Origin of the sequence: Pedobacter frigiditerrae (assembly GCF_004331645.1) — a bacterium.
GTDB classification, from domain to species: Bacteria; Bacteroidota; Bacteroidia; order Sphingobacteriales; family Sphingobacteriaceae; genus Pedobacter; species Pedobacter frigiditerrae.
This window is the reverse complement of sequence record NZ_SJSK01000004.1, coordinates 392,359-415,201: the sequence shown is the minus strand read 5'-3', so window position 1 is coordinate 415,201 and position 22,843 is coordinate 392,359. Positions and strand designations below refer to the sequence as shown.

The following is a 22,843-nucleotide window of genomic DNA, read 5'->3' as shown; positions in this document are numbered from 1 at the left end:
AAAACTAAGTAAAATAATGGTTTTTTTATCTTAATTTTGCCGCTATCAATTCAACAAATTTGTATGTCTGGTAATAGTTCTATCGTAACTTCTGTTTTAGACCAATTAAGTGCATCAGGCCACAAAAAAGTGGTGTTTTGTAATGACCCCGATACCGGATTAAAAGCCATTATTGCTATTCATGATACTACATTAGGTCCTGCTTTAGGCGGAACCCGAATGTGGAACTATAACTCTGAAGCCGAGGCTTTGGAGGATGTATTGCGTTTATCTAAAGCAATGACTTACAAATCTGCCATTACTGGATTAAATTTAGGTGGTGGTAAAGCTGTTATTATTGGCGACTCTAGAAAGATGAAAACTGAGGCTTTAATGCGTAGTTATGGTCGTTTCATCAAAAATCTAAACGGTGAGTTTATCACTGCTGAAGATATGGGTACAACCACTAGAGACATGGAATATATCCGTATGGAAACCGAACATGTTACTGGTGTACCAGAATCTATTGGTGGTGGGGGTAATCCAGCACCAATTACGGCGAAGGGTGTTTTTTTGGGGATTAAAGCTTGCGTTAAAGAAGTTTTTGGAACTGACATGCTTGCAGGTAGGTCTGTAGTTGTGCAAGGTATTGGCAACGTAGGCGAACATTTAGTTGAATTATTAAGACAAGAAAACGTAGAAGTTTACGTTAGCGATATTAACCAAGACCGTTTACAGGAAGTTGCTAGAAAATATAAGGCAAAACCTATAGATGCAGATAAGATATTTACTATTGGTGCTGATATTTATTCGCCTTGCGCCTTAGGTGCAACGGTTAATGATAAAACCATAAAGAATATGAAATTCTCTATTATAGCAGGTTCTGCAAATAACCAATTGGCAGATGAAGACATTCATGGCCAGTTATTATTAGATAAGGGAATTTTATATGCGCCAGATTATTTGATAAATGCTGGTGGTTTAATTAATTGTTATTCGGAGTTAACAGGTTTCGGTAAAAAGCGTACCATGCAGTTAACCGAGCACATTTATGATGCCACTCGTGAAGTAATAAAGCTATCAAAAACAGAAAAAATACCAACAAATTTGGCTGCGGCTCGCATCGCGGAAAAAAGAATAAGTGACATTAAAAAAATTAAATCATCATATTAAATATAAACGGTAAAAATTACCACTCGTTCTTACATTCATGTTAAACAGAAGACACTTAAGAATAAAAGCTTTGCAAAATATTTATGCATGGCACATGACAGACAAAAAAGATAGCGTAAGCAGTCAAAAAACGTTAATGCAAAGCATAGACAGTGTTTTTGAAATGTATATTCGCATGCTAGCATTAATAGTAGATGTTACTGAATATACTGCAAATGATGCCATCGAAAGAGCAAATAAACATTTGCCAACAGCAGAAGATTTAAATCCCAATCAGAAATTATTGCATAATAAGTTTGCCGTAATTTTAAAGCAGAATCCAGAATATACTTCCTCAGTAAATAAATATCAAGTTAATTGGCATTCGGATCCAGATTTAGTAAAATCAATTTTTATTAAACTAAAAGAGACCAAAGAATATGCGGCTTACTTAGAAGAAACTGAGGAAGACTTAGAAAGTTCTAAAGAGATCATCAAGTTCATTTTCCGTAAAATCTTATTGAAGAACTTAAATATTATCCAAGCGTTTGAAGATAAGTTTATCAATTGGCCTGTAGATAGGGAAGTAATGCAAGGGATGATTGCAAAAACGTTAAAGAACTTTACTTCTGAAGATCCGTTTAAAAATAAATTAACGCCAATAAGTGCTGATTGGGTTGAGGATAGCAAATTTGTGAAAGATCTTTTTGTGTTTACCTTGAAAAACGACAATACTTACCAAGAATTAATTGCAGAACGAACTAAAAACTGGGAATCTGAAAGGATTGCCTTAATGGATACTATTTTGATGAAAATGGCAATCTGCGAAATGATGAATTTTACTTCAATTCCTGTTAAGGTTACCATAAATGAGTATTTAGAACTATCAAAAGATTACAGTACGCCGAAAAGTAACTCTTTCATTAATGGTATCTTAGATAAAATTTTAAGCGATTTAAAAAGAACAAATAGCATTAAGAAAATCGGTAGAGGACTTATAGAAGAATAATATAACATGAAAAACTTATTCATCATTTTACTTGCACTAATAGCTTTCACAGGATGTAAGCAAAAATCAAAATTAGACGATAAAGTTGCTGCTGTAGCTAGTTCTTCTACTGCTACTGTTGCTGAAGCCGATGCTCCTAAAGTTAAATTTGAGAAAGAAATTTATGATTTTGGTGTAATCACACAAGGTGAAAAAGTACAGTTTGATTTTAAATTTAAGAATACAGGGAAAACACCATTAATTATTACAGATGCTACTGCAACCTGTGGATGTACGGTTCCAGAATATCCAAAAACTCCCATTAAACCAGGTGAAGAAGGCTTAATTAAAGTTGTTTTTGATAGTGCTGGTAAAATAGGCATGCAAGATAAACAAGTAACCATTTTCTCTAACGCTAATCCAGAGGCTGACAAACTACATTTAGTAGGCGAGGTGAAAGAAAAGAAATAAATGCCCCACTTAATCTCTCAAAAAGTGAGAGACCGATTGGCGGAAACTTGATCTTAACAAATTACAACTCAACAATATATCTAACAAACAATAAAATATAAAATAATGACATCAACAATACTATTAGACGCAGCGGCAGCTGGAGGTTTCGATTACCGTACTTTGATAATGATGGGTGCAATCATGGTAGTTTTCTACTTTTTCATGATCAGACCACAGGTAAAAAAAGCTAAAGACCACAAAAAATTAGTAGAAAGCTTAGGTATTGGCGATAAAATCGTTACTACTGCAGGTATTCATGGTAAAATTGTGGGCGCAAACGATACAACTTTTTTAATTGAGGTTGAAGGCGGAACAAAAATTCGTTTTGATAAATCGGCTGTTTCATTAGATGCTACAAAAGCAGCTACAACTCCACCAGCTACAAAAGCTTAATTAGATTTTGACTATTAAAGCCGCTCTTCCTCAATTTCGGGAGAGCGGCTTTTTTTTGTAATTTTACGCAATGCCACTTATAAAATTAACTAAGATAGAACGAAAACGTTTCATGCAGCTCATTATCTGCGTAGGTTTTGCAGTGGCGGCTTGGTTATTTATGGCGCTTAATAACAAATATGTATATACCGCTAAAACACAATTGGTCTATATAAATGAACCCCAGAAAAAAGCGTTTAAGGCATTACAACCAGATGCTGTTGACCTTCAGGTAGAGGGAACAGGTTGGCAATTGCTTTTTTCTAGGTTACGGATAAACCCCCAGTCTATAACAGTTAGTTTAGAAAAGTTAAACAATCGCAATTTTATCCTTTTCTCTGAGCAGTTATTTCAGGTAAATAAACAACTCGAAACTTCACAAAAGATTATTTCAGTTAAACCAGATACACTTTATTTTGATTTTTCGAAAAGAACAAGCAAAAGAGTGCCTGTTAAATTGTTGTCTAAGTTTAGTTTCATTAAGCAATATGGTCTTTCTAGTCAAACTCGATTAACCCCTTCTTATGTTAATATTTCTGGTCCACTAGAAGAATTAGCTAAGATTAATGAATGGTACACAGATACCTTAAAACTAGCTGATTTACAAAATTCAACAAGTACAAGAATTGCTTTAAAACAGAATAGTTCAAACAACATCAGCATTTATCCCTCTAGCGTAGGTGTTAAGGTTAAGGTTGATGAGTTTACTGAGAAAACGGTAGAAGTTCCTTTAAGGGTAATTAACAATAATGATTTTTTCGATATTAAGCTATACCCAAAAAAGATAGCAGTAACTTTTATGGTTGCCTTATCGAGCTATCAAGAGGTAGATGAAGATTTTATCGAAGCTATTGTTGATATCAATGAATGGAAAATTCTTGGACATCATAAGCTTACAGTTAAAATTAAGCGTTTCCCAGATTATTGTAAATTGGTAAAAGTAGTGCCAAATAAAATCAATTTTATTATAGAAAAGTAATGCTCAAGGTTGGAATTACAGGTGGAATTGGAAGTGGAAAAACCACGGTCTGTAAAGTATTCGAAACTTTAGGCATTCCTGTTTTTTATGCTGATGCAGTTGCCAAGCAATTGATGGTTACAGATTTGATTTTGATGGATGGTGTTAAATCAACCTTTGGTCAAGAAAGCTATTTTGAGAACGGCATATTAAACAATAAACACATTGCTGGTATCGTATTCAATAATCAGTTAGAACTTGATAAACTCAATGCCTTAGTGCATCCCGCAGTATTTAGGGCTTTTGATAAATGGGCGTTAGCAATTCCATCATCGGTTCCTTATACGCTAAAAGAAGCAGCTTTGTTATTTGAAAGTGGTTCTTACAAAATGTGCGATAAAAACATTTTAGTAACGGCACCATTAACATTGAAAATAAGCAGGGTTATGCAGCGTGATGCTGTTTCTGCCGAACAAGTTCAGGCAAGAATAGACAAACAATTCACAGACCAGCAAAAAGCTAAAATGGCTGATTATTTTATAGATAATACGGAAAATACATCTGTTATTTTGCAGGTTTTAGATTTACATCAGCAGTTTTTGAACCAATAATCATTAAGCTGCTTTATCATCATTATGTTAAACCAAAAAGAAATTATAGACGATTTTATCGTTCAAACTAAAATAGGCTTATTTTGCACTTATGGTAATTTTTACCTAGACCCAAAAGAGCCATTTACTGATGCTGTAATTTCTCATGCACATGGAGACCACGCAGTTGGGGGTAATCAAAATGTGTATTGCACCAAAGCCACTGCGGTGTTTATGCAACATCGTTATAAAAAGTTCGCTGCAGGCGATTTCTTCATCAAGTCTTTTGAGGAAGTATTTAATTTAAACGGAGTTAAGATAAGTTTTTATCCTGCTGGGCACATTTTAGGTTCCGCACTGGTTTTAATGGAATATAAGGGCGTAAAATATCTTTATACAGGAGATTATAAGCTAGAGGAAGATTCTACTTGTGAGCCAATCGAGTTCATTAAAGCTGATGTTTTAATTACTGAAACTACTTTTGCAAATCCCGCAACTGAACATCCAGATGCAATTGCAGAAATCAAAAAGCTAAATGGCGTTAAGCCAAATATCATGTTGGGCTCTTACGCACTGGGCAAAAGTCAAAGGTTAATCTCCATGATTAATCAGCATTGCCCGCAAAAAAGAATTTTGGTTCATCATGGTATTGTGCCATTTGTTAAAATTTACGAGCAATTAGGTGTCGATTTAGGTAAGTACGAAGTTTATGATAGGAAAGTAATGAAAAACAACCAAACGGATATGATTTATATTGTTCCGCCAATGGTTTATCATAGCTACATTAAAGCCATAAATGTGGTAAGGATTTTTGCCACAGGTTGGAAACATTTACAAAATAACAACGAAGTTCAATTATATATTTCTGATCATGTTGATTGGAAAGCGATATTAAAAACGATAGAAGAGGTAGAGCCACGTGAGGTTTGGACAACCCATGGAAGTGGCACACAGTTGCAATCTCACTTTGCTTCTAAATTGGTAGTTAAATTGCTCAATTGATGGAAGAAGGAGTTGATTATTATTTCAATGACCAAGGTCTAATGGTTTTTACGGCAGCATATCACCTTAAAAGAGGGTATTGCTGTAAGAACAAATGCAAACATTGTCCGTGGAATTATGGGAAAGATAATGGACAAAATTCCCCAAAACCATCAATTAACAAAGCAGGCACTAATGGTCCAACTACAAAAAGAAGTAAAAACTTCAAAATTTGAGAATGTTTTTCAACAAGCGTTAGTAAACGTTATTTTCACTTATCATTGGAGTAATCAAAAAGTTAAAGATGTCTTAACACCTTTTGATATTACCACCCAACAATATAATGTACTTAGGATTTTAAGAGGTCAATACCCGAGTCCTGCAACGGTTAATCTTATTAAAAATAGGATTTTAGATAAAATGAGCGACACTTCTAGAATTGTTGATAGATTAATTCAGAAAGGTTTTGCTGAAAAATCAACGAATAGTTACGATAAACGTGCTGTTGATGTCGTTATCTCAGACAAGGGATTAGCCTTATTAAAAAAGATGGATAAGGAAATTGATTTTTCTCAGTTTATTGCTCTAAATATTACCATTGAAGAAGCTGAACAATTAAATGCCTTATTAGATAAAATGCGTGGCTAGTTATTAGTGGCTATGCCCAGCAGCAAAAAAGCCAGTTAAGGCAACGCCAATTCCCAATAAAACTGCTAACATTTTGCGCTTATTAATTTTATGGTCTGCGCTAGATTCAAAGAGGATTGTGGTAGAAATATGTAAAAATATACCTATCACAATTCCCATTACCTTGTTAAAATAAGGTTCCATTCCACTAATGCTACCATTGCTTAAGCTAATGCTAAAATAATATCCGGCAGGTGCCATGATAGCAAAAATAATTAGGTATAAAACAACTCCTTTAGGTTTAAAATGATTTTGAACTAAAATGCTCGCTAAGGCAAAGGCAGCAGGAATATGATGTAATGAAATCCCAAAAATCAATTCGTTATTCTGGTCTTTAGCCAATGGCATTCCCTCTAAAAAAGCATGTAAACATAAACTAATCATAATGCCCCACGGAAAAGCATGGCCATCATGATGTTTGTGGATATGTCCATGTTCTACACCTTCAGAAAACTGCTCTAAGAATATCTGTAATAGAAAGCCAATCAGGATAAAAATACCAATTTCTTCCTTGTCAGTTCCACTATAGGCATCTGGAATTAAGTGTAAAACTGTTATGGCAAATAAATAGGCGCCACTAAAAGATAAAATCAATTTTAATAATTGAGACTTATCATTTTTTACCAAAAAGATAGCTAAGCCTCCAAAAAGTGCACAGCAAAATAAAACAAGGAATTTCCAGATTTCCATTTTATGTGATAGGTTTTATTTTCTTGTAAAGATAAAATGTAAATAAGCCTATGCAGGTTCCTAAAATGGCTCCTGCAAAAGTGTCTATTGGATAATGTACACCAACATAAACCTGTGCAAAGCTAATTAAAAATGCCCATCCTAAACCTAATGGTAAAATGGGTTTCCATTTTTTGTAAAATAAGCCAATTAGAAAAATGGCAATAGCAAAATGATTGGTAGCGTGCGATGATGGAAAACTGTATCCACTACCACAAGGAACACGATGAATGATTTTGTTTGCCAACCTAATTTCATTACAAGGTCTAATTCTTGCCACATTAGGTTTTATGATTCTAGATGCAATTAAATCGCCCATGGCAAATGTAACCAGGATCATCCCAATCATAATGAGCCCTTGTTTTTTATATTGTCTAATACAAAAGGCGATGATAAATAGGTAAAGCGGTGCCCAGAAGAAACGATTCCTAACCAAGGGCATTAGCCAATCAAAAAACCCATTGCTTAAACCACGATGAACTTTAAGGAATAATTCTGTATCAAACTGTTGTAACTCTGCTATCATGCTTTTTTACAAACAAGTATTAAACGGTCTGATTTTATTTCATTAAATGGTGCTAAGGCATAACTGCCAAAAGTTTCAGTTATAATTAATCCACTTTTAGTTAACATTCTTTCAAAATCTGCTAAGAAAAAAGCCTGAACACGCTCTTCAAAAGCATAAACCTTTAATTTATGTTCAAAGTTGATGTGTTTGATAATCTTCCCTTCAGAAACAAACTTATGTAAATGGAATTCGATACCATCTATTGTTTTAGTCTCTTGATTGGTTAAGTTTTTGATGATTTTTTGCGTGTTAAAATAATCAATAACTAGTGTCCCATCTTCTTTTAACCCTTTTCTAAAAGCTTTTAAAGCGTTAACATGTTCTTTTTCCGTATCGAAATATCCAAAGCTGGTAAATAGGTTAAAGGCAAAATCAAAATAGTTTATATACGATAGCTTACGCATATCATGTACGTAAAAATGGAGGTTTTTCTGCTCAAATTGTTGTGCATATTTAATGCTCTGCTCAGATAGATCTATCCCAGTAACATCATACCCTTTTTTATTCAAATAAATAGAATGTCTACCTCTACCACAAGCAATATCTAAAATCCGACTATTTTTTTTTGGAGTAAGGTATGCAGAAAGGTTATCAATTAAAAACTCTGCCTCCTCATCATTACGTTGACTGTAAAGTATGTGATAATAAGGAGAATTAAACCAATATTGAAACCATTTTCGCTGCATTACGCTGAGGAGTTAACGTTTTGTGATGAACAAATATAGTATTTTGAATTTCAACGGCGATGAATTTAATTTTTTAAGCTGTTTAAAAAGGCTTTAAAAATTACTTGGATGTGCATTTTAATACAACCCTTTCCTTAAATTTTTATTATTTTTGAAAAAATTTATAAAACTTGACTTTAATAAAATCTATATCAGGAATTAGAGGGACTATTGGCGGAAAATCTGGCGATGGATTAACCCCAATCGATATTGTTAAATTTACAGCAGCTTATGGCTCTTGGGTAATTAACAAAACTCAAAACAAAAAAATTGTACTTGGCCGTGATGCTCGTATTTCGGGAGAGATGGTTAATAATTTGGTAATCGGAACACTTCAGGGTTTAGGAATAGAGGTAATAGACCTAGGTTTATCTACAACTCCAACTGTAGAGATTGCCGTTCCGATGGAAAATGCTGGTGGTGGAATTATTCTTACCGCTAGTCATAACCCGAAACAATGGAACGCCTTAAAATTATTAAATGAAAAAGGCGAATTTATTAATGATGCAGATGGAAAAGAAGTTTTAGAAATTGCTGAAAATGCTGATTTTGCTTTTGCAGATGTGAATGATTTAGGTAAAGTTGTTGCTAACGACACTTATTTACAGAAACATATCGATGTAATTTTAGCATTGCCATTGGTTGATGTTGAAGCTATTAAAAAAGCTAATTTTAAAATTGCCATTGATTGTGTAAACTCTACTGGCGGAATATTTATTCCAGCCTTGCTGAAAGCCTTAGGAGTGGAAACGGTTTATGAGTTATACTGTGAGCCAAATGGCGATTTCCCTCACAATCCAGAACCGTTACCAGAAAATTTAACTGAGATAGCAAAAGTTGTTCAAGCTAAAAGAGCAGATTTAGGAATTGTTGTAGACCCTGATGTAGATAGACTTTGTTTTGTTAACGAAGATGGAACAATGTTTGGCGAAGAATATACTTTAGTAGCTGTTGCAGATTATGTACTTAAAAACACACCGGGTAATACAGTTTCAAACCTTTCATCAACTCGTGCTTTAAGAGATGTAACCGAAAAATCTGGTAGTGCCTACAATGCTTCAGCAGTTGGTGAAGTAAATGTAGTAAACCAAATGAAGGCAACAAACGCTGTAATTGGTGGTGAAGGAAATGGCGGAATTATCTATCCAGAATTACATTACGGTAGAGATGCTTTAGTTGGTATTGCTTTATTTTTATCGCATTTGGCAAAAGAAGGCACTACTATTTCACGTTTACGTAGTACTTACCCTGCTTACCATATCTCAAAAAATAAAATCACCTTAACCCCAGAAATGGATATCGATAGTTTATTGGTTAAGGTTCAAGAGAAGTATAAAAATGAGCAAACTAGTACTATAGATGGCTTAAAAATTGATTTTGCTAATGAGTGGGTTCATTTACGCCGGTCAAATACAGAGCCAATTATTCGTATTTATAGTGAAGCAGAAAATGAAACCGTAGCAGAAAATCTAGCTAATAAAATCATTTCAGACATTAAGGAAATATTACAACTTAACTAATAAAGCCAATGAAACGTGTTTATTTAGATAATGCAGCAACTACGCCATTAGATAAAGCTGTAATAGCAGAAATGACTAATGTAATGGAGAACTTTTATGGTAATCCATCTGCTATTCATTCGTTAGGTAGAGAGGTAAGAACATTAGTAGAGAAGGCAAGAAAAACAGTTTCTAGCTTATTAAATGCATCTCCATCAGAAATATTTTTTACTTCTGGTGGTACAGAAGCTGATAATACAGCAATTCGCTGCGGTATTTCTGCTTATGGAATTAAACATGCAATTACTTCTAAAATAGAACATCATGCTGTAGAACATACGCTAGCTATGTTGTTAAAGGATGGTGTGATAGATAAGTTAAGTTTTGTAAATATCGATGAAAAAGGTAACATCGATTACAATCACCTAGAAGAATTATTACAGAACAACGACCGCACTTTTGTATCGCTAATGCATGCCAATAACGAATTGGGTACTTTAACAGATATGGAAAAAGTAGGTGATATCTGCGAAAAATACAATGCAATTTATCATGCTGATACAGTGCAGACCATGGGACATTATCCGCATGATGTACGTAAACTAAAAGCTCATTTTATAGTTTGTGCAGCGCATAAGCTACACGGGCCAAAAGGTGTTGGGTTTCTATATGTGAATAGCAATATTAAAATTCCACCAATGATTTACGGTGGAGCTCAAGAACGTAACATGCGTGGTGGAACTGAAAATGTTTACGGAATTGTTGGTTTGTCAAAGGCATTGGAAATTGCTTATGCAGAAATGGATGAACATCAAACCTATATCCAAGGTCTAAAAGATTATTTAAAAGAACAATTGATTGCTGAAATTCCAGGTATTGGTTTTAATGGCGAAACCGAAGCTGCTAAAAGCCTTTATACTGTGCTAAATGTTTCATTCCCAGAAATGGATATGGCAGATATGTTATTATTTAATTTAGACATTAACGGTATTTGCGCATCTGGCGGAAGCGCTTGCTCATCTGGTTCAAATATTGGTTCTCACGTTCTAAATGGCATCAAAGCCGACCCAAATCGGCCTTCTGTACGTTTCTCTTTCAGTAAATTTACTACAAAAGAAGATTTAGATTACGTTTTAGAAAAAGTTAAAATGGTGGTTAAGCAAAATGCTTTAGCTTAATTTTTATCATATATTCCTTGGTTGGTGTGCTCACAAGCCGAATTAGAGCCTTAACATAATTGTTGAGGCTTTTTTATTGGGAAAACAGTGTTGGTTTTAAGCTCCTTGGCTAGTGTCCTCACCAATCAATAGTTAAGTTGTTTTGAAAAAGAATGGTAACATTTCATCGCAAATACAGTCCCGCTTTTCGCTATAAATTTTGTCCTTCGACACTTCGGCAAGCTCAATGTGGTCTTGGCTCAGGATGACAAAATTTTCCGCTTCAATCGGGTTTAATTAACAAAGGTGGTGGTTCTTGGCAACTGCTAGGCGTAAACCTAAATAGTAGCACAAACCTGCATATCCTAAACCCTGCCTGTCCGGCAGGCAGGCTGACATAGGCGAAAATCTTTTTTGTTTTTGCTCAGCGTCGTGCCGAAATGAGGAACGATTGAGGTATCTGTTAATTTGGTGCTGCTGTTTTACCGATTTCTCCTTGCAGTCGAAATGACGCATAACAAAATAGATTGCAGCATTGGCTCCAATGGAGTCCCTTTGGGATAGGACTGAAGATAACGACTGCTTATCATTTGCTTTTCAAATAAACATAAATTATCTTTTTTGATGATAGAGCCACAACAACTATGGAGAATAAAATGCCACAAACAAAACATTTCATCCATTGTTATTTAAGCATATCTATTAAAAACAAATGTTATGGAAACGAATGAAAAAAAAGACGGGAGTGCTATTAAAAAAGATGCAACCGTAACAGATACAAATCAAGAAACACCTAGAAACGAAGAGAATGTAGAGAAAAACTCTTCATCAAAAGTTACTAGCGATTTCACAAAGAAGCACGGAAGAACGAGTAATGCTTTTGGAGATGGTCACGAACCTGGTACCATACCTGGAAGCGGAGTTTAACCTAAAATTTATTACATTTAGACCACGACATAGTTCGTGGTTTTTTAATTTATCCCTATTATGGAAAGAAGAAAATTTATTCAAAACTCGGTATTGGCAGCAGCAGTGCTTGCCTTTTACAAAAGTGATGTTTTTGCCAATACAGATTTTGGTAGAGCTTATCAGTTTAAAGCCTTAAGAAATGATGTTGGTATCTTTACCGAACAAGGTGGGACTATCGCTTGGTTAAATGGTTCGAGTGGTTTCGTGGTAGTAGATTCACAGTTTCCTGCTTCTGCACCACACGTAATAGAGGAATTGAAAAAGTTAGGAGAAAAGCCATTTAAGTATTTATTGAATACGCACCATCATGGCGATCATACTGCAGGGAACATTGCTTTTAAAGGTTTGGCAGAACACGTAGTTGCACACGAGAATGCGTTAGTAAATATGAAGTTAGCTGCAGAAAAAGCTAAAACTGAAGATAAACAACTTTTTCCTGATGTAACTTTTGGTAAAGGATGGAAAGCGCCAGTAGGGAAAGAAAAAATCAGTTCTTATTATTATGGTTCTGGTCATACCAATGGCGATGTGGTTTATCACTTCGAAAATGCAAACATTGTTCACGTTGGCGATTTAGTATTTAATCGCCGCTTCCCATACATAGACAAAGAAAATGGTGCTCATATTGGTAACTGGATTACTGCATTAGATAAAATTTATAATCAATTCGACAAAGATACCATCGTAATTACTGGACATAGTTTAGACCCTGAAAAAGTGGTGGGTGATAAAGAAAATGTAAAAGCATTTAGAAACTATTTAGAAAGTCTGATGATTTTTGTAAAAGCCGAAATGAAAGCTGGTAAAACCAAAGAAGAAATTTTAAAAGCAACTACAATTCCAGGTGCACCAGAGTGGCAAGGCGATGGTATTGTACGTAGTTTAACTGCAGCTTATACGGAATTGACAACTGGCTAAACTATTTTATGTTGACAGCCACAGATTAACAGATTTTATAATAAATAATCTGCGAATCTGTGGCTTTCTTTTTTATCGAATCGTAATTCATAAACATTCTTTATTAAAATTTTCCTTGCTATTTTGCTGATAGCTAAAGAATTCAAAATTCTATCGGGTATATTTGCTCTATCAAAATCCCTTTTCTATGGATGATTTTTTAGCCGCCCGCTCCCAAATGGCCTTGTCTTTAGGCTTTCATATTATTTACGCATGTATTGGTATGGTGATGCCATTTTTTATGGCTGTATCGCATTACAAATGGTTAAGAACCAAAAATGAAGTTTATAGAGATATTACCAAAGCTTGGAGCAAAGGCGTAGCTATCTTTTTTGCAACTGGAGCAGTTTCTGGAACAATGCTTTCATTTGAATTGGGTTTACTTTGGCCAAAGTTTATGGAGCACGCCGGACCGATATTCGGGATGCCATTTTCTTTGGAAGGAACCGCCTTTTTCATTGAAGCTATTGCCTTAGGATTTTTCTTGTACGGTTGGAACAAACTCAATAAATGGTTTCATTGGTTTACAGGTGTAGTGGTTGGTGTAAGTGGGTTAGCATCAGGAATTTTAGTGGTTGCTGCAAATGCTTGGATGAACAGTCCGGCTGGTTTTGATTTTGTAAACGGCGAATATTTAAACATAGACCCAATTGCAGCAATGTTCAATAAGGCTTGGTTTAGTCAGGCTTTGCACATGTGTTTGGCAGCATTTACCGCTACTGGTTTTGCAGTAGCCGGTGTACACGCCTTAATGATTTTAAGAAAACAGAATGCAGATTTCCATTATAAAGCGTTTAAAATTGCCGTTACTTTTGCTACGGTTTGTGCTGTTCTGCAACCCATAAGTGGAGATATTTCTGCAAAAGACGTAGCAAAGAGACAGCCAGCTAAGCTTGCAGCGATGGAAGCTTTATATGAAACTCAAAAACCTGCACCTTTATTAATTGGTGGTATTGTAGATGAAAAAACTAAAACAGTTAAATATGCCCTTGAAATCCCTGGTGCTTTAAGTTTCTTAGCTTATGGAGATTTTAAATCGGAGGTAAAAGGTTTGGATAAAATCCCTGTAGATGAACACCCACCAGTTGCGGTAACTCATTATGCTTTTCAGATCATGGTAGGCATTGGGAGTTTATTAGTACTGATTTCGCTGATTTACTTTGCGCTTCTTTTACGTAAAAAATCCATATTGGATAGGAGGTGGGTATTAAAGTTATTTGTGCTCGCGATACCACTTGGTTACATCGCTTTAGAAGCAGGTTGGGTAGTTACAGAGGTTGGTAGGCAGCCTTGGATAATTTATGGTGTCATGCGTACTAAGGATGCCGTTACGCCAATGCCAGGAATTGCTTGGTCATTTTACCTATTCTCAGCTATTTATGCATCGTTAAATATCATTGTTATCTTTTTGTTGTACCGACAAATAAAAATGGTGCCTACTTTATATAGTCAACCAATAGTTTCTACTCAAGCTAAAGCAAATTAATTATGGATTATGTAATCATCATCTTTTTGTGCTTGGCTATTTTGCTTTACTTTTTACTAGGCGGAGCCGATTTTGGAGCAGGAATTATCGAACTGTTTACTTCTCAAAAAAATAGAAGTAAGACACGTAAAACGATGAACCAAGCCATTGGTCCAGTTTGGGAGGCTAATCACATGTGGTTAATTATTACCATTGTTATTTTGTTTGTTGCATTCCCGAAAATATATACAACGATGTCGGTTTACCTGCATATTCCTTTAGCCATTATGTTAATTGGAATTATAGCAAGGGGAACAGCTTTTGTATTTAGGCATTACGATGCAGTTAAAGACCAAATGCAGGAAGTTTACAATAAGATTTTCATTTACTCTAGTTTCATTACACCTTTGTTTTTAGGCATCATTGCGGGAAGCGTGCTTTCGGGCAAGATAGATACACAAGCCACAGACTTTGTAAGTGCTTATGTTTACAGTTGGCTAAATTGGTTCTCTATTGCAGTTGGCTTGTTTACAGTAACGCTTTGTGGCTTTTTGGCCGCAATTTATTTAATAGGAGAGAGCAAGGCTGATGAAGATAAAAAGCGCTTCATCAAAAAAGCAGAATTCATGAATGTTGGGGCTGTAGTTTTTGGTGCGATGGTTTTTACTGCAGCCTATTTTGAGGATGTACCCTTAATGACTTGGGTATTTCAAAATGATGTGGCATTACTAGCTGTAATTTTAGCCAGTTTATCTCTGGTTTTATTATGGTATCTGTTGTTAAAAGGCAAAACAAAAGTATTGCGAATTTTAGCTGGCTTTCAGGTTACCATGATTTTGGTGGCGATTAGTTATGCTCATTTTCCAAATTTCATCCGATTAAAAAATGGAGACACTATTTCACTTTACGAAAGCATAGCGCCAATTAAAACGGTAGAAAGTTTAGGTTGGGCGTTGGTACTAGGTAGTTTTTTAATTTTGCCTTTTTTAGGATACTTGTTTTATAAGTTTCAGCAAAAGGAAGAGTAGTTTTTAACCGCTCCATAGGAGTTCCTTTGGAACAAAGAAGCTAAGAACGCAAAGAAAAATAATTTTTGTCATTCCGACTTCGGAGGAATCTATTTAGTTAGATTCTTTGCAGGCTCAGAATGACAAATCTTTCTGAGAATTTTAGTTAAAATTTAAACTTCCCTACTTTTTCACTTGCAGTTAAATAGGCAGCGAGGGCAGCAGAACCATACCAGTTAAACATTTCTACATCTAATACTTTCGCATTAACAGCAGGATCTGTTTTTAGTAATTCTTTTGCTTCATCTAAAGATTTAGTGTTTAATATGAATATACCTCTATAGTTTTTATCGTTTTTACCCATCGGCCCAGCTACAATCAATTTATTTATTTTTACTAGTCTGCCCATATTTGCCATATGACCAGCAAAAAGACTGTCTGTTTTGGCTTTGGTTTCTGTAGTGTTAGAGCCAGTTTTTAAAATAACCAAAACATACATCTTCATTCCATAATCATCTGCTTCATATTGTTTAGCTAGTGCAGCATCGTAATCTGGATTTGGTTTTTGAGCTTGTGCGTTAACAATTAATGATACGCAGAATAAAAATATTAAAAGCGTAATTTTTTTCATATTGATTTATATTAGTTTAGATTTTTTTCGGTTAACCATTTTACCAATTCAGCTTTTATAGCTTCACCCATTTTTTTCTGATTAACAGGGCTTTCTAAAAATTCTTTACTAACTCCATTATCTCCAACTTCTAAAAGTACACGATACTTGGCAGTATTGATATGCTCATCGAGGCTATAAAAGGCTTTTTTGCCGGTACTTTTGCAAGTGTAATCATTTCTCCCTGTTGAGCTATCTAATTGCACACCTCTATTTTCAAGCGTGGTCACGGCACTCACTGCAGCAATTAATCTTGCCGCCAACTCTCTGTTCTCTGCCTCATATTGGTCGCCATCATGAATAAAACCCCAAATCGCATTGCGTTTGGTACCTCCGTTATTATGAACCGCTATAAAAACATCTGGTTTTCTTTTGTTAGATTCCTGCAATTCATAAGCATAACCAGATATCTTACCATCTATTACTGCTGAAGTATGTTCAATAATCGTATTACTTCCCACATTTGGATGGTGCAAGTTTTCTTGACCCAAACTCCAAACTTTATATTCTTTTAGCTTTGGTTTACTAACCATTGCTGCTTCAACAATGCCATTGCATGTTTTGGCTTCACTAAAATCTACACCTGTATCTGTTTGATGAGAAGGTTGCCAAACTACAACTGCTTTCTTTTTAATTATATCAATGAATGTAAAACTAGAAAGCAGAATTAAACCGAATATGGATAGAAATAGTTTCTTCATTTTGGGTGATTTGTTAGATTAAATATATGAATTATCAACTATTTAAATTTTGTAGGGTTTGTTTTCAAATCTAATATTTGAATAACTTCGCAATCTGCTGAGAATAAACCTCCCTCTCTAAAATGTCCTTTTACCCCAACTTTAATTTTTTCATAGTGAAAAGGTCTCATTTCATTATTAATTATCCACATTCTTGCAGTTCCTGAATTGGGAACTGGTTTGTCGTTATAAAGTAACACATTCCCATTTTCATCCTCAAATTCTGGCCAAATCATATACATCCCATTTCCTGTCTCTTCGGCATATGAGAAATCTGAACGAATTCCTTGACGAGGTTCTCCTGTATGCCTACCACCGTCTTCAGGTCTTTTGAACTTATATTTTACTCTAAAATCTGCTTTGTGTTTTACTCGATTTTCATATGGCTGATGTATCATTTGATTTAAGTCTCTTAATTTCAGAAAGTAATTTCGGGATATCTTGCCTAGCATGTGCAATAAAGTCTTGATCTGCAGTTGTTGCGCCAATCAAATAAATATCTTCGTCTCTTTTTTCACTCCAAATATCTTCGCCTTCAGCAATACCTGTCATTATAAAACTGTCTCCACTTTCGACATCTCGTCCTTCAATTAAAGATTTCCATGGACCAGGTGAAGCCAATTTATAACGGTCTTCTATTTCCTTAATTTCTATTTCCGTCATATTTTCAATGATTAATTAGCGGCTAAATTTACTTTATCTACCACTCCTGAATAATAATCCCCACTTGATTATCCATCAAGGCAAATTCTTTTGCACCCCAAGGTCGAAGTGTGATTTTACTAAGATTTGGATGTAGGAATTCTGGATGTGATTGAGAGACTTTTTGATAAATTTCTTCAATGTTTTTAGTTTCTAACCTGAATTCTGGATGATGTTCCTTAGCAAATTTAGTACTTTGAAAAAGATTTATTCTCAAGCCATCTTTATCTAAAACGCATAAGGGTTGTTGTGAATTTAAATCTGTATGGCCAACGGTAAAACCAAGGCAATCAACAAACATTCTTAAACCATCTTTTATGTCTGTATAAAAGATGTTGGGGACTAGTTTTTCGAATTTCATTGTATCATGATTAATTCCATATTTCATTCATCGCTGTTAATATGATTGGTTTACCATCGGTAACCACAATAGTATGCTCGTGTTGCGCCATAAAACCACCCATATTGCCTACCATTGTCCAGCCGTCTTGCAAGGTTTTGGCATAAGTAGAAGTTGTAGAAATAAATGTTTCAATTGCAACCACTGAGTTTTTCTTAAACCTTGTTAAATTATATTTATCTCTATAATTCGCTATTTCGTTAGGTGCTTCATGCAAACTTCTCCCAATACCATGTCCTGTTAAGTTTTTAATGACCCTGTAACCTCTTTTCTTAGCTTCAGTTTCAATTAAGAAACCAATGTCCGCAATGCGAACTCCGCCTTTTATATGATGAATTGCTTTGTGTAAAATCTGTTTTGAAGCCTCAACTAATTTCTGGTGCTGGTTTACATCATTACCAATTACAAATGAGCCTCCATTGTCAGACCAAAAACCACCTAATTCAGCTGAAACATCAATATTAATTAAATCTCCTTCTTTAAGTATGCTCTTGTCTGAAGGTATGCCATGACAAAATTCATTATTTACGCTTATGCATGTCCAACCAGGAAAACCATAGGTTAAATAAGGTGCTGATTTTGCGCCTAAATCATTCAAGATTTGTCCACCATAATTATCCAATTCCTTTGTTGACATACCTGCTTGGGCAAAATTTCTCATTTCCTTCAAAGTGTAGGCAACCGCTTCGCTTGCCTTTTTCATCCCTATTAACTCTGATTCTTGTGTTATTGACATGGTTTTTTAATTGGTATAATGTTAAGCTCAAATATTACGAAATAATCCGTTTTATCGGTTATAAACGAATATAAGTCTTTATAATCCGATTGTTAAATGTTTTTTGCATTTGCAAAGAAACCCCAAATAGTTACACAGATCTATGTGTAATAACCTTTATCCAAAGGCTGACAGGGATTGACGCGAACACTGGTCCCGATTCATCGGGAGGAGTAAAGCAAAAAAACAGGGCTGACATTCCTAAGAATTTCGAACCCTGCTTTTCGTAACAATTAGCTAATTAGCCAATTAGTGAATTAGCTAATTAATTTTTCATCATTTTCAAGAATGTAGCCAATTTAGCTTTCATTTGTCTTCTATCAACAATAAAATCTAAAAAGCCATGTTCCAATACAAATTCTGAAGTTTGAAATCCCTTTGGTAAATCTTTCTTTATGGTTTCTTTAATTACACGTGGACCAGCAAAGCCAATTAAAGCGCCTGGTTCGGCAATGTTAATATCGCCAAGCATAGCATAAGAAGCTGTTACACCGCCAGTTGTAGGGTCTGTTAATAAAGATATATATGGAATTTTTGCCTGGCTTAACAAAGCCAATTTAGCCGATGTTTTAGCCATTTGCATTAATGAAAATGCTGCTTCCATCATACGAGCTCCACCAGATTTAGAAATCATTAAGAATGGAACTTTGTTTTTGATACTGTAATCGATAGAACGAGCAATTTTTTCTCCAACAACCGAACCCATAGAACCTCCAATAAAGGCAAAATCCATACAGGCAACCATTAATTCCTGGCCATCAACTTTACCATGAGCGGCACGAATAGCGTCTTTTAAGCCAGTTTTAGCCTGACTTTCTACTATTCTTTCGGTATAAGGTTTATTGTCATTAAATTTTAATGGGTCGCCAGAAGTTAGGTTGGCAAACAATTCGGTGAACTGATTATCGTCAAAAAGAACTTGGAAATACTCTTTAGAGCCAATTCTTAAATGATAATCGCAATAGTGGCAAACGTATTTATTTTCTATTAAATCTGCGCTGTGCAGTGCTTTTTTACAGTTAGGGCACTTATTCCACAATCCATCTGGTGCTTCTTTCTTTTCTTGTGTTGTAGTACTGATACCTTTTTTTTCTCTCTTAAACCAAGCCATGTTACTAGTTAAAAATGCGAGTACAAAGAAACGAAAAATTTTTTAACAATAACACCTGTTTTTGTGGAACTGTTTTGGGGAATTTGATAAAAAATTTAATTAGTTATTGTTAAAAATACACTTAGTTATTGTAAAAAGTACACTTAGGTAAAAAATGTAGTTTTTGTTGATTTTTTTTATAACTTCGACATATCAAATTTAAATAGAAATGAGTTTAAAAGGCTATAAAGGCGTAATTTACGGGGCTGCTGTACAAGATTTGTTTGAGCAGGCTAAGAAACATCAATTTGCATTACCAGCAGTAAACGTTACAGGAACCAATACCATTAATGCGGTAATGGAAACTGCAAAGGCAGTAAATTCGCCTGTAATGATTCAACTTTCTAACGGAGGTGCACAGTTTTACGCAGGTAAAACTTTAAATAACGATAATTTAAATGCGTGTATTTTAGGTGCGGTTTCTGCGGCTAAACATGTTCATTTATTGGCAGAGCATTATGGTGTTGCAGTAGTATTGCATACAGACCACGCGGCTAAAAAATTGTTGCCATGGATTGATGGTCTTTTAACGCATGGCGAAAAATTCTTCGCTGAAACTGGTAAACCTTTATTTTCATCGCACATGTTGGACCTTTCTGAAGAGCCAATTGAAGAAAACATGGAAATATGCGTTGAATATTTTAAACGCATGGCGAAAATGGGAATGACCATTGAAATTGAATTAGGTGTAACTGGTGGTGAGGAAGATGGTGTTGACAATAGTGATGTAGATAGCTCGAAATTATATACTCAGCCAAGTGAAGTTGCTTTTGCTTATGATGAGTTGAGCAAAGTAAGTGACCGTTTTACAATTGCTGCGGCTTTTGGTAATGTTCATGGTGTTTATAAACCAGGTAACGTTAAATTGCAACCAATCATTTTAAAGAATTCTCAAGATTATATCAAAGAAAAATATAGTTTAACAGCAGAGAAACCTATCAACTTTGTTTTTCATGGTGGTTCTGGTTCATCTCAAGAAGAAATTAGAGAGGCTATTTCTTACGGTGCAATTAAAATGAATATTGATACTGATATGCAATGGGCATTTTGGCAAGGAATTTTAGATTATTACAAAAAGAACGAAGCATTTTTGCAAGGTCAAATTGGTAATCCGGATGGAGATGATAAGCCAAATAAAAAATACTATGACCCGCGTGTTTGGTTACGCAAAGGTGAAGAAGAATTTGTTAAACGTTTAACAGGTGCTTTTGAAGATTTAAATTGCATTAACGCAAACGATAAGTTGTAAGCAACTTAACAAAAAGTATAAAGGGCTTCATTTTAAAGTGAAGCCCTTTTTTATAAGTTTTTGTGATTGATATACTCGTATAGTAAATCGCGATAACCATTGCCCACTGGGATTTCTTCTCCAGCTACAACCAATTGGGTTTTTTGAATCGATTCAATTTTATCTAACGCAATAATATAAGATTTATGGATACGGATAAATTTGCTTGCACCTAATCTTTCCTCTAGTCCCTTTAGTCCTAATCTTGTGATTATCGGTTTACCTGTAGTTAGGTGAATTCTCACATAGTCTTTAAGTCCTTCAATAAAAGCAATGTCCTGTATCTTTACTTTTATTAATGAATAATTTGCATTTACAAATACATGATCATTTTCTGGTAAAACTCTCTTTTGTTTGCTCAAATGAAGTTCTTGGGCTTTATTTACCGCTTTTAGGAAACGATTAAATGGAGTTGGCTTCACCAAATAATCTACTACATCTAAATTAAAACCATCTATTGCATATTCCTCATAGGCAGTAACTAGAATAATCATTGGCGGATTTTTAATTGTTTTTAGTAATTCAAGCCCATTAATGCTTGGCATATGTATATCTAAAAAAATCAAGTCAATAGCATTTTTTTCTAGTAGGTCGGCTACTTGTAAGGGATTACGGCAAGTGGCTATTAGATTTAAAAAAGGTATTTGTTTAACATTGTCCTCTAATAATTCTAGCGCAGGTTTCTCATCATCAACTAAAATGCAATTCATTTTATAAGGTAATTTGAAGTATTGCTATAAAAGTATTATCTTTTTGTTGGGTATGGAATAAGTGCTTGCCGGGATAGAGCAATTCTAGCCTTCTTTTAACATTATTTAACCCTATTCCTGAGCTTTTCTCTGGTTTTGTTTCCATTAATGTTACATTATTGATAACCATCAGCTTCAAGGATGGTTCTTTGTCCTCTACTTGAATGGAAATATCAATATTTGGGTTTTGAATGTTTCCAATCCCATGTTTAAATGCATTCTCAATGAAAGGAATAAGCAGCATAGGTTCAATTAGTAAATTCTTGAAATTTCCTGTCAATTGCATATTAACATTTACATCATCCTTAAACCTAATCATTTGCAAATTAACATAGCTTTTTAGGTATTCTATTTCATCAATAAGATGAATTGGTTTGCCATTGGTATCGTAGAGCATGTAACGCATTAACTGAGATAAGTTGATGAGTGATGATTCCAGTTCCTCTGATTTTTTTCTCGCCATTGCCACCATAGTATTTAAAATATTAAACATAAAATGAGGACTGATTTGCGAGGAAAGAAAGGCCAATTCTGTTTTTAAATAGATGTTTTCACGCTCTTTGATTAGTTTTTCTCTTTTTACCTTGTCTAAATATAATTGATGGCAAAAGCTGGCAACAATTACAAAAAGGAAAGGAAAAATAGACATAATGTTTAATAGGGGTGGTTCAAATTGCCTTGGCCCTTTGTCAATAAATATGGTTTTTTTTGGGAAATCTGGTCTAAAGAAATCTTTGGTATAAAGATAAATAGCCATACATACCAGTAACAGGCTAATATAAATCAATATGCCATTTTTCTTTTCTCTAAGGGGATAAATTAGATAACTATGTACATAGAAAATGAGGATGAGAAGTAGGTTAGAGACTAACATACTCCTTAAGTGTTGCTCACGAAATTCTTTAGGAAAGTGATCTGCTCCCAAAAAATAGGGCAAACTAAATACAATAACCCAAAATAATAGGGGGATAGTGATGTTAAAAAAACGCCAAGATTTTAATTTTACCATGGTT

General features: G+C 34.7%; 28 protein-coding genes. 16 read left to right on the top strand and 12 right to left on the bottom strand.

Annotation, left to right across the window (positions count from 1 at the left end):
- The first annotated feature begins 63 nt into the window (after positions 1-63).
- The 9 genes from EZ428_RS16950 to EZ428_RS16910 all read left to right on the top strand — a co-directional run bounded on the left by EZ428_RS16950 (position 64) and on the right by EZ428_RS16910 (position 6,241).
- Positions 64-1,152 (top strand): Glu/Leu/Phe/Val family dehydrogenase, encoded by a 1,089-nt coding sequence (locus EZ428_RS16950; RefSeq protein ID WP_131554377.1) that lies wholly within the window; start codon positions 64-66, stop codon positions 1,150-1,152.
- Between the two features lie 94 nt (positions 1,153-1,246).
- Positions 1,247-2,140, top strand: coding sequence for a transcription antitermination factor NusB (gene nusB / locus EZ428_RS16945; RefSeq protein ID WP_225871082.1), 894 nt, complete (start codon positions 1,247-1,249; stop codon positions 2,138-2,140).
- A 6-nt stretch (positions 2,141-2,146) separates the two neighbouring features.
- Positions 2,147-2,590, top strand: a complete 444-nt coding sequence (locus EZ428_RS16940; RefSeq protein WP_131554375.1) for a DUF1573 domain-containing protein — start codon at positions 2,147-2,149, stop codon at positions 2,588-2,590.
- Between the two features lie 105 nt (positions 2,591-2,695).
- Positions 2,696-3,025: a preprotein translocase subunit YajC gene (gene yajC, locus EZ428_RS16935; RefSeq protein WP_131554374.1), complete on the top strand. Its 330-nt coding sequence runs from the start codon at positions 2,696-2,698 to the stop codon at positions 3,023-3,025.
- Positions 3,026-3,095: 70 nt separating this feature from the next.
- The gene (locus tag EZ428_RS16930) at positions 3,096-4,043 is read left to right on the top strand and encodes a CdaR family protein (RefSeq protein ID WP_131554373.1); all 948 of its coding nucleotides are present in this window, start codon (positions 3,096-3,098) and stop codon (positions 4,041-4,043) included.
- The gene (coaE, locus tag EZ428_RS16925; protein WP_131554372.1) at positions 4,043-4,633 is read left to right on the top strand and encodes a dephospho-CoA kinase; all 591 of its coding nucleotides are present in this window, start codon (positions 4,043-4,045) and stop codon (positions 4,631-4,633) included. Before EZ428_RS16930 ends, coaE begins: the two co-directional genes overlap by 1 nt.
- A 24-nt stretch (positions 4,634-4,657) precedes the next feature.
- Positions 4,658-5,614, top strand: coding sequence for an MBL fold metallo-hydrolase (locus tag EZ428_RS16920; protein WP_131554371.1), 957 nt, complete (start codon positions 4,658-4,660; stop codon positions 5,612-5,614).
- Positions 5,614-5,829 (top strand): DUF5522 domain-containing protein, encoded by a 216-nt coding sequence (locus EZ428_RS16915; RefSeq protein WP_131554370.1) that lies wholly within the window; start codon positions 5,614-5,616, stop codon positions 5,827-5,829. The genes EZ428_RS16920 and EZ428_RS16915 overlap by 1 nt, the downstream gene beginning before the upstream one ends.
- Positions 5,789-6,241 carry a MarR family winged helix-turn-helix transcriptional regulator gene (locus EZ428_RS16910; RefSeq protein ID WP_131554369.1) on the top strand — a complete coding sequence of 151 codons (453 nt, stop codon included), beginning with the start codon at positions 5,789-5,791 and terminating at the stop codon, positions 6,239-6,241. The genes EZ428_RS16915 and EZ428_RS16910 overlap by 41 nt, the downstream gene beginning before the upstream one ends.
- Positions 6,242-6,244: 3 nt before the next feature.
- Here EZ428_RS16910 and EZ428_RS16905 read toward each other — a convergent pair whose 3' ends face one another.
- From EZ428_RS16905 to EZ428_RS16895, 3 genes are read right to left on the bottom strand one after another with little or no spacing between them, the layout of a single operon-like run.
- Positions 6,245-6,970 carry a ZIP family metal transporter gene (locus EZ428_RS16905; protein WP_131554368.1) on the bottom strand — a complete coding sequence of 242 codons (726 nt, stop codon included), beginning with the start codon at positions 6,968-6,970 and terminating at the stop codon, positions 6,245-6,247.
- A gap of 1 nt (position 6,971) precedes the next feature.
- On the bottom strand, positions 6,972-7,535 hold the full coding sequence (locus EZ428_RS16900) for a phosphatase PAP2 family protein (protein ID WP_131554367.1): 564 nt from the start codon (positions 7,533-7,535) through the stop codon (positions 6,972-6,974).
- Positions 7,532-8,263 (bottom strand): class I SAM-dependent methyltransferase, encoded by a 732-nt coding sequence (locus EZ428_RS16895; RefSeq protein WP_131554366.1) that lies wholly within the window; start codon positions 8,261-8,263, stop codon positions 7,532-7,534. The genes EZ428_RS16900 and EZ428_RS16895 overlap by 4 nt, the downstream gene beginning before the upstream one ends.
- A gap of 170 nt (positions 8,264-8,433) precedes the next feature.
- On the opposite strand from EZ428_RS16895, the gene glmM reads away from it, so the two are divergent.
- The 6 genes from glmM (at position 8,434) to EZ428_RS16865 (ending at position 15,377) form a co-directional block, all read left to right on the top strand.
- Complete coding sequence (gene glmM / locus EZ428_RS16890) at positions 8,434-9,822, top strand: phosphoglucosamine mutase (protein ID WP_131554365.1); 1,389 nt, start codon at positions 8,434-8,436, stop codon at positions 9,820-9,822.
- Positions 9,823-9,830: 8 nt separating this feature from the next.
- A complete protein-coding gene (locus EZ428_RS16885; protein ID WP_131554364.1) occupies positions 9,831-10,979 on the top strand; it encodes a cysteine desulfurase family protein in 1,149 nt (382 codons plus the stop codon).
- 696 nt (positions 10,980-11,675) lie between these two features.
- Positions 11,676-11,885, top strand: coding sequence for a hypothetical protein (locus tag EZ428_RS16880; protein WP_131554363.1), 210 nt, complete (start codon positions 11,676-11,678; stop codon positions 11,883-11,885).
- Between the two features lie 60 nt (positions 11,886-11,945).
- Positions 11,946-12,845 carry an MBL fold metallo-hydrolase gene (locus EZ428_RS16875; protein ID WP_131554362.1) on the top strand — a complete coding sequence of 300 codons (900 nt, stop codon included), beginning with the start codon at positions 11,946-11,948 and terminating at the stop codon, positions 12,843-12,845.
- A 187-nt stretch (positions 12,846-13,032) separates the two neighbouring features.
- Positions 13,033-14,370 carry a cytochrome ubiquinol oxidase subunit I gene (locus EZ428_RS16870; protein WP_131554361.1) on the top strand — a complete coding sequence of 446 codons (1,338 nt, stop codon included), beginning with the start codon at positions 13,033-13,035 and terminating at the stop codon, positions 14,368-14,370.
- A 2-nt stretch (positions 14,371-14,372) separates the two neighbouring features.
- Entirely contained in the window at positions 14,373-15,377 is a 1,005-nt protein-coding gene (locus EZ428_RS16865; RefSeq protein WP_131554360.1) for a cytochrome d ubiquinol oxidase subunit II, read from the top strand.
- A 145-nt stretch (positions 15,378-15,522) separates the two neighbouring features.
- On the opposite strand, the gene EZ428_RS16860 is transcribed toward EZ428_RS16865, so the two are convergent.
- The 7 genes from EZ428_RS16860 to accD form a co-directional block, all read right to left on the bottom strand.
- Positions 15,523-15,987 (bottom strand): YciI family protein, encoded by a 465-nt coding sequence (locus EZ428_RS16860; RefSeq protein WP_131554359.1) that lies wholly within the window; start codon positions 15,985-15,987, stop codon positions 15,523-15,525.
- Between the two features lie 11 nt (positions 15,988-15,998).
- Positions 15,999-16,727, bottom strand: coding sequence for an N-acetylmuramoyl-L-alanine amidase (locus tag EZ428_RS16855; RefSeq protein ID WP_131554358.1), 729 nt, complete (start codon positions 16,725-16,727; stop codon positions 15,999-16,001).
- Between the two features lie 38 nt (positions 16,728-16,765).
- The gene (locus tag EZ428_RS16850) at positions 16,766-17,164 is read right to left on the bottom strand and encodes a hypothetical protein (RefSeq protein WP_131554357.1); all 399 of its coding nucleotides are present in this window, start codon (positions 17,162-17,164) and stop codon (positions 16,766-16,768) included.
- Positions 17,145-17,429: a hypothetical protein gene (locus EZ428_RS16845; RefSeq protein WP_131554356.1), complete on the bottom strand. Its 285-nt coding sequence runs from the start codon at positions 17,427-17,429 to the stop codon at positions 17,145-17,147. Before EZ428_RS16845 ends, EZ428_RS16850 begins: the two co-directional genes overlap by 20 nt.
- A gap of 37 nt (positions 17,430-17,466) precedes the next feature.
- Positions 17,467-17,829 carry a VOC family protein gene (locus EZ428_RS16840; protein ID WP_131554355.1) on the bottom strand — a complete coding sequence of 121 codons (363 nt, stop codon included), beginning with the start codon at positions 17,827-17,829 and terminating at the stop codon, positions 17,467-17,469.
- 10 nt (positions 17,830-17,839) lie between these two features.
- Positions 17,840-18,604 carry a type I methionyl aminopeptidase gene (gene map, locus EZ428_RS16835; RefSeq protein WP_131554354.1) on the bottom strand — a complete coding sequence of 255 codons (765 nt, stop codon included), beginning with the start codon at positions 18,602-18,604 and terminating at the stop codon, positions 17,840-17,842.
- A gap of 304 nt (positions 18,605-18,908) precedes the next feature.
- Positions 18,909-19,754 (bottom strand): acetyl-CoA carboxylase, carboxyltransferase subunit beta, encoded by an 846-nt coding sequence (gene accD, locus EZ428_RS16830; RefSeq protein ID WP_131554353.1) that lies wholly within the window; start codon positions 19,752-19,754, stop codon positions 18,909-18,911.
- Between the two features lie 208 nt (positions 19,755-19,962).
- Between accD and fbaA the strand changes: the two genes are divergently transcribed.
- Complete coding sequence (gene fbaA / locus EZ428_RS16825; RefSeq protein WP_131554352.1) at positions 19,963-21,042, top strand: class II fructose-bisphosphate aldolase; 1,080 nt, start codon at positions 19,963-19,965, stop codon at positions 21,040-21,042.
- Positions 21,043-21,092: 50 nt separating this feature from the next.
- On the opposite strand, the gene EZ428_RS16820 is transcribed toward fbaA, so the two are convergent.
- Both EZ428_RS16820 and EZ428_RS16815 read right to left on the bottom strand, forming a co-directional pair.
- On the bottom strand, positions 21,093-21,791 hold the full coding sequence (locus tag EZ428_RS16820; RefSeq protein WP_131554351.1) for a LytR/AlgR family response regulator transcription factor: 699 nt from the start codon (positions 21,789-21,791) through the stop codon (positions 21,093-21,095).
- 1 nt (position 21,792) lies between these two features.
- Entirely contained in the window at positions 21,793-22,839 is a 1,047-nt protein-coding gene (locus EZ428_RS16815; protein WP_131554350.1) for a sensor histidine kinase, read from the bottom strand.
- Between the last annotated feature and the right edge of the window lie 4 nt (positions 22,840-22,843).

Bases quoted from the DNA above. Each gene is read 5' to 3' on its own strand.
- EZ428_RS16845 (WP_131554356.1), bottom strand. From the start codon at position 17,429: ATGACGGAAATAGAAATTAAGGAAATAGAAGACCGTTATAAATTGGCT.
- EZ428_RS16865 (WP_131554360.1), top strand. From the start codon at position 14,373: ATGGATTATGTAATCATCATCTTTTTGTGCTTGGCTATTTTGCTTTAC.
- EZ428_RS16815 (WP_131554350.1), bottom strand. From the start codon at position 22,839: ATGGTAAAATTAAAATCTTGGCGTTTTTTTAACATCACTATCCCCCTA.
- EZ428_RS16820 (WP_131554351.1), bottom strand. From the start codon at position 21,791: ATGAATTGCATTTTAGTTGATGATGAGAAACCTGCGCTAGAATTATTA.
- EZ428_RS16920 (WP_131554371.1), top strand. From the start codon at position 4,658: ATGTTAAACCAAAAAGAAATTATAGACGATTTTATCGTTCAAACTAAA.
- EZ428_RS16940 (WP_131554375.1), top strand. From the start codon at position 2,147: ATGAAAAACTTATTCATCATTTTACTTGCACTAATAGCTTTCACAGGA.
- EZ428_RS16900 (WP_131554367.1), bottom strand. From the start codon at position 7,535: ATGATAGCAGAGTTACAACAGTTTGATACAGAATTATTCCTTAAAGTT.
- EZ428_RS16930 (WP_131554373.1), top strand. From the start codon at position 3,096: ATGCCACTTATAAAATTAACTAAGATAGAACGAAAACGTTTCATGCAG.
- EZ428_RS16880 (WP_131554363.1), top strand. From the start codon at position 11,676: ATGGAAACGAATGAAAAAAAAGACGGGAGTGCTATTAAAAAAGATGCA.
- fbaA (WP_131554352.1), top strand. From the start codon at position 19,963: ATGAGTTTAAAAGGCTATAAAGGCGTAATTTACGGGGCTGCTGTACAA.
- accD (WP_131554353.1), bottom strand. From the start codon at position 19,754: ATGGCTTGGTTTAAGAGAGAAAAAAAAGGTATCAGTACTACAACACAA.
- EZ428_RS16855 (WP_131554358.1), bottom strand. From the start codon at position 16,727: ATGAAGAAACTATTTCTATCCATATTCGGTTTAATTCTGCTTTCTAGT.
- EZ428_RS16860 (WP_131554359.1), bottom strand. From the start codon at position 15,987: ATGAAAAAAATTACGCTTTTAATATTTTTATTCTGCGTATCATTAATT.
- EZ428_RS16870 (WP_131554361.1), top strand. From the start codon at position 13,033: ATGGATGATTTTTTAGCCGCCCGCTCCCAAATGGCCTTGTCTTTAGGC.
- map (WP_131554354.1), bottom strand. From the start codon at position 18,604: ATGTCAATAACACAAGAATCAGAGTTAATAGGGATGAAAAAGGCAAGC.
- EZ428_RS16875 (WP_131554362.1), top strand. From the start codon at position 11,946: ATGGAAAGAAGAAAATTTATTCAAAACTCGGTATTGGCAGCAGCAGTG.
- nusB (WP_225871082.1), top strand. From the start codon at position 1,247: ATGACAGACAAAAAAGATAGCGTAAGCAGTCAAAAAACGTTAATGCAA.
- EZ428_RS16885 (WP_131554364.1), top strand. From the start codon at position 9,831: ATGAAACGTGTTTATTTAGATAATGCAGCAACTACGCCATTAGATAAA.
- EZ428_RS16910 (WP_131554369.1), top strand. From the start codon at position 5,789: ATGGTCCAACTACAAAAAGAAGTAAAAACTTCAAAATTTGAGAATGTT.
- yajC (WP_131554374.1), top strand. From the start codon at position 2,696: ATGACATCAACAATACTATTAGACGCAGCGGCAGCTGGAGGTTTCGAT.
- EZ428_RS16895 (WP_131554366.1), bottom strand. From the start codon at position 8,263: ATGCAGCGAAAATGGTTTCAATATTGGTTTAATTCTCCTTATTATCAC.
- EZ428_RS16905 (WP_131554368.1), bottom strand. From the start codon at position 6,970: ATGGAAATCTGGAAATTCCTTGTTTTATTTTGCTGTGCACTTTTTGGA.
- EZ428_RS16850 (WP_131554357.1), bottom strand. From the start codon at position 17,164: ATGATACATCAGCCATATGAAAATCGAGTAAAACACAAAGCAGATTTT.
- EZ428_RS16915 (WP_131554370.1), top strand. From the start codon at position 5,614: ATGGAAGAAGGAGTTGATTATTATTTCAATGACCAAGGTCTAATGGTT.
- EZ428_RS16950 (WP_131554377.1), top strand. From the start codon at position 64: ATGTCTGGTAATAGTTCTATCGTAACTTCTGTTTTAGACCAATTAAGT.
- coaE (WP_131554372.1), top strand. From the start codon at position 4,043: ATGCTCAAGGTTGGAATTACAGGTGGAATTGGAAGTGGAAAAACCACG.
- EZ428_RS16840 (WP_131554355.1), bottom strand. From the start codon at position 17,829: ATGAAATTCGAAAAACTAGTCCCCAACATCTTTTATACAGACATAAAA.